The 4,880-nt window shown below is 46.5% G+C and carries 6 protein-coding genes; 5 read left to right on the top strand and 1 reads right to left on the bottom strand.

Annotated elements, in window-relative coordinates; genetic code table 11:
* The coding region (locus WBV75_RS14705; RefSeq protein ID WP_424121334.1) for an amidohydrolase family protein at window positions 1-310 on the top strand (310 nt) is incomplete at its 5' end.
* Window positions 311-547: 237 nt separating this feature from the next.
* On the opposite strand, the gene WBV75_RS14700 is transcribed toward WBV75_RS14705, so the two are convergent.
* A complete protein-coding gene (locus WBV75_RS14700) occupies window positions 548-763 on the bottom strand; it encodes a hypothetical protein (RefSeq protein ID WP_424121333.1) in 216 nt (71 codons plus the stop codon).
* Window positions 764-986: 223 nt separating this feature from the next.
* Here WBV75_RS14700 and WBV75_RS14695 point away from each other — a divergent pair, with 223 nt between their 5' ends.
* The 4 genes from WBV75_RS14695 to WBV75_RS14680 form a co-directional block, all read left to right on the top strand.
* Window positions 987-1,730 (top strand): DUF6090 family protein, encoded by a 744-nt coding sequence (locus WBV75_RS14695; protein WP_424121332.1) that lies wholly within the window; start codon window positions 987-989, stop codon window positions 1,728-1,730.
* Window positions 1,731-1,973: 243 nt separating this feature from the next.
* Window positions 1,974-2,441: a RidA family protein gene (locus WBV75_RS14690; RefSeq protein WP_424121331.1), complete on the top strand. Its 468-nt coding sequence runs from the start codon at window positions 1,974-1,976 to the stop codon at window positions 2,439-2,441.
* Window positions 2,442-2,517: 76 nt separating this feature from the next.
* A complete protein-coding gene (locus tag WBV75_RS14685; protein ID WP_424121330.1) occupies window positions 2,518-4,320 on the top strand; it encodes a thiamine pyrophosphate-binding protein in 1,803 nt (600 codons plus the stop codon).
* Between the two features lie 11 nt (window positions 4,321-4,331).
* Window positions 4,332-4,880, top strand: a 549-nt coding sequence (locus WBV75_RS14680) for an FAD-dependent oxidoreductase (RefSeq protein ID WP_424121329.1), incomplete at its 3' end; no start/stop codon positions are given.

Here is a 4,880-nt window from a genome sequence, read left to right as displayed (position 1 = left end):
GTATGGAACATTTCCGAGGGTTTTGGGGCACTATGTCCGTGAAAAAAAGACGATTTCACTCCCGGAGGCCATCTATAAAATGACCCATTTCCCTGCCATGACCATGGGCCTGCAAGACCGGGGACTCATCCGCGAACAAATGAAAGCCGATATCGTAATATTCGATCCGGAGACCATAGTCGATAAGGCAACCTTTGAAGATCCGCATCAATATCCGGAAGGCATCACCTGGGTGATCGTCAATGGGCAGTTTTCCGTTGCCAATGGGGAGTTTCAAGCCCTGAAAGCAGGGCAGGTTCTGCGTAAATAAAAGTCGTATTGGGTGAGCAGGCCTGTCTGCCACCCCTTTGGTCGCTTGTGCACTTTGCGGATTAGGGCCCGACCAGCAATACCTTTTCCGGCGCCCGGTCTTTATTCTTAAAGGACAAAATCGTTGACATATTAGCACGCCGTTAGGATGGCGAAATACTCTTGAAGTAATCAAATGATGTGCCCAGGCACCCTGCGCTAAAATTCATCGTAGGCTTGTTGTTTGGGGTACCTTTATTTAGAAAAGATCCTGTAGTATTTCAGCCCAGGTGGGGACTTCGATTTGGGCGGATTTCACGAAGATTAATAACCCTTCTATAGACAAGGTGTAGGCCAGGGTCAGAAAATCTACATGTACATCGGTAAACAATGCAATCAGGGGTTCGTATAAATTAGCACTGAGTCCGTAGATTTTAATCGCGGGCAGCAAGATATGTGAAGTCTTGAAGCACATTGTTCAGGTCGTTTTTGATAATCCATTCGCTTTAAAGACTAGCGCCGTCTATGATTATTACACTCTTTAGGAAGAATTTAACGCAACGTGGGCGGATTTCACAAATTTTTAAACTTTGAGTGGGCTATCCCGTTTCAAACTATTTGTCTTTCTGGTTCCCTTGGGAGTGTCCCGGGGATTTTACTTCTTTTTTGTACTTTAACCTGGCAACCATCCAACCTCCATGCTTCGCTTCGTCCACAGCCTACGCCAACGCCTGCTCTCAGAAAAAAAGTTCGGCAAATACCTGCTGTACGCAATCGGAGAAATAGTCCTTATTGTTGTTGGGATTCTGATCGCTTTTTATCTGGACAATATCAATGCTGAAAAGCAGGCCAGGGAAATAGAAACAGAACTGCTCAGCGAACTGAAATCCAACCTGGTCAGCAACATTAAGATCCTGGAAAGGACCCTGGAGAATGAGTCTCAATATCTTTCCTACAATCAAATGATCCTCGATTACCTGGATCATCGAAAACCCTACAACAAGGAGCTGGAAAGCGCCTTCGGGGTATATTTTTGGACCGTCACCACGAACCCGGTTACGGGAGGATATGAATTCTTAAAGTCAAAAGGGATTGACCTGATTACTGACGATAGTTTGCGCAACAGGATTAGTTTCATTTTCGAAAATGAATTCTTAATCCTTAAAAATGAAAACGAAGTATGGTCCAATAACCTGCAGCAAAACATATCCTATCCGTACCATGTGAAGCACTTCAGAAGGTATTTTGCCACCGACAGTAACAATGTTGAATTGGAACTGGCAAAACCTTTTGACTATATCAGTCTCCTGGAAGATGAAGAATTCAAAAGTATCAACACCGAAATTATTTCAAACAGAAAGTGGAATATCAACAGTTTGCAAAAACTCATTGGGGAAATCGAAGGGTTGATCGTTCAAATTGATGCTGAATTAAAAAATTAATGCTGTAACCCTACCGATCTTACCGCTGAATTGAATTAAAACAGATCCTGCAGATGCTTCGTTGCTTCCGCATCTTAATCCAATGCCTTATTGTCAATTCCCGATCTGGGAAATACATCATGGGAGCTTCCAACCACAAGAGAACCAAGACAGGGTGATTTAAAAATGATTGGGAAGTCCCCATTTTGAGCGCCCACAACCTTTTAATTATTATCTTTAGAAGAAACCAACCAGACTACCTCAATGTCTTACGACCAAAAGTTCTTATCCCTTAAAGATCTGCCGCCTGTACCGGGTGTGCCGGATGGAGCGAATTACATCCTTTACAGGCAAACTGGAAAATTACTCACCTTATCAGGAAACGGGCCGCTCCGGGGAAGTAATATCCCGCCGGAATATCTTGGAAAACTGGGAAAGGACCTGACCGTGAAGCAGGGGTATGATGCCGCCCGTCTCACTGGATTGAACCTACTGCTGGTAGCCAGAAGTGCCGTGGGCACCCTCGATAAGGTCGACTACATCCTTAATATTGAAGGTTCCGTCCATTGTACAGACACCTTTACCGAGCAAGCTTCAGTAATTAATGGTTGTTCTGATTTGTTGGTGGAAATATTCGGCGAGAACGGAAAACACACGCGTTCTGCCCTGGGATGCAACGCCCTTGCCTTTAATATTTCCGTTGAAATTTCAATGAGCCTGATGCTATTATAATCCTTTTTCTAAAATCTAACACCCGTGTTCTCCCTGTGCACTAGCCTGGCGGAGTCCAAAAAACCAAGCCATAAATATGCCTGAAAAAAAAGACGAATTGACATCAACCTCCACTGTTGGAGATTTGATTATTGAATTCCTGAAACTGGAAAAAGTGACCCATATTTTTGGAGTTCCGGGCGGTGGCCTAGTGAAATTCCTGGTAAACTTAAAAGATAACCACAAAGATATTGAGTATGTGATTTGCAGACAGGAAACGGGTGCGGGGTACATGGCTGACGGCTATTATCGGGCTACTGGCAACCTGGGGGTCGTCCTGGTAACCACCGGGCCCGGGGCCACCAATGCAGTGACAGGAGTAATGAATGCGCAGGCAGACGGCTCCGCCCTGCTTCTTATGACCGGTGAGATCGATCAAGCTTTCGATGGGATGGGTTACCTACAGGAAGGTGTGGATGCCGGGCTGGATGTACACGAGATTTTCAAAGCGTCAACCGGATTAAGCAGCACCATCAATTCCGGGTCAGATGCTATGACACTTCTAAAGCAGGCGCTTCGAACTTCCTTATCCGTTCCGAGGCAAGCGACACATCTGAGTCTTCCCGTGAATGTCACAGTAGAAACCCTGCCCAAGGGCACAAGACTGCCCAAGGATACCTCAAGCTACAGGACCTCCTTTGAAGGTGTATCAAAAGATCAGGCAAAATCTGCACTAGAAGCATTTCTGGACTGCAAACGACCCCTTTTATTTTTGGGGAATGGCTGCAGGCGGGCTTTAGCCGATACGGATACCTTTTATAACCTTTTGCTTCTGGCAGAGACTTATGCTATTCCAATCATGACCACGGCCGACGCCAAGGGCATTTTTCCCGAATCGCATGAACTATCCCTGCGGGTATACGGGATGGCTGATTGTATGTGGCCCTATTACTATTTATCGGATAAAAAGTCTCCCTATGACGGGTTGATGATTATTGGTTCGGCCATGGGTGAACTCTCCACAAACAAATGGAGTGATATCCTTTTACCTGCCGGAGATCAGGCGCCCTTTATACAGGTGGACGCCAATCAAAAAATCATTGGCCGGTCGTTTCCGGTGACCCAAGGGGTGGTGGCAGAGGCCGGCGCCTTTATCAATACGCTGGCTGAACTGATCCCGGAGTTCCCGGTAAACTATCCGGAGGTAAAAGATCGAAGGAAAGCCATTAATGAAATCAAACACGGTAATTCCCCTTTTCAGGATGAAGATGCATACAAGTCGGAGGATAAGCCCATAGAACCTGCCGCCCTGATGAAAGCGTTACAAGACACCATGCCCGAAAACACGAAAATCTTTATCGATGCCGGAAATTGTGTAGGCTGGTCCGTGCATTACCTGGCTATTGATCCGCCGGCATCTATTTATACCTCCCTGTCCATGGGGCCCATGGGCTTTGCGGTCGGGGCAGTTGTAGGCGCTAAGATTGGATGCCCCTCGGATACCTGCATCGGATTCACCGGGGATGGGGCTTTTATGATGCAGGGGAGCGAAATTTCCACGGCCCGGCAAAATAATGTGGGGGCGATCTGGTTGGTCCTATCGGATAATAACCTCTCTATGGTAAGCCAGGGGATGGACCACTTCGAGGAAGATAAGAAAGACCCGGACATCTGGCATCAGTTATATGAACTCGGCAATCCTGATTTGGTCAAATACTCAGAAGGCCTGGGGGCACAGGCTCATGAGGTACGTTCCCCGGAGGATTTTCGCAATATAATGCCAAAAGTCCTGGAAGGCGCAAACGATAAAGGCATTCCCCAGGTGATTATAGCGCATATCAACACCAAAGCAATTCCGCCATACTACAATAAGATGTACGCCCCAAAAAATAAAAAATAAACAAAAATCTTATGGATACGCATAAATTACCGGATTACGATGTCGCCGTGGTAGGTGGCGGTGCAAGTGGAATTTATTCTGCCTGGCGCATGTTGCTTGAGGGTAAGGAATACTCTCCAAAAATCAAGAAATGGATAGCAGAGCGGGGAAGCCTTAAAATAGGTGTCTTCGAATACAGCGACCGTATTGGGGGGAGGGTCCTTTCGGCCATACCTCCAGGCCTGCCCGATGTGGTTTGTGAAATTGGGGGTATGCGTTATGTCTCTTCTCAAATACTCGTCAAATCCCTGGTCGAGAATGAACTTGACCTCTCAGGTCATCAGCAAACTGTACACTCGTCAGAAAACATCTGTTATCTGAGGGGGAAACGGCTCAAGGTTTCCGACCTGAATAATCCTGAAAAGTTACCCTATGGGCTAACCGATGAGGAAAAGGACTGGCTCTTGCCCGGACAGAATAATTCCGCGGACAACTTTCTGGGCTATGCCGTGGAAAAAATATTCCCCGAGATTCAGCACATCGTTGAGAAGACACATGAAGATGGTTATAAAGGCCAGACG

Source organism: Robiginitalea sp., assembly GCF_049588695.1.
Taxonomy (GTDB): domain Bacteria; phylum Bacteroidota; class Bacteroidia; order Flavobacteriales; family Flavobacteriaceae; genus Robiginitalea.
Note: the sequence above shows the minus strand (reverse complement) of the source record. Positions and strands in the feature narration are given on the sequence as shown.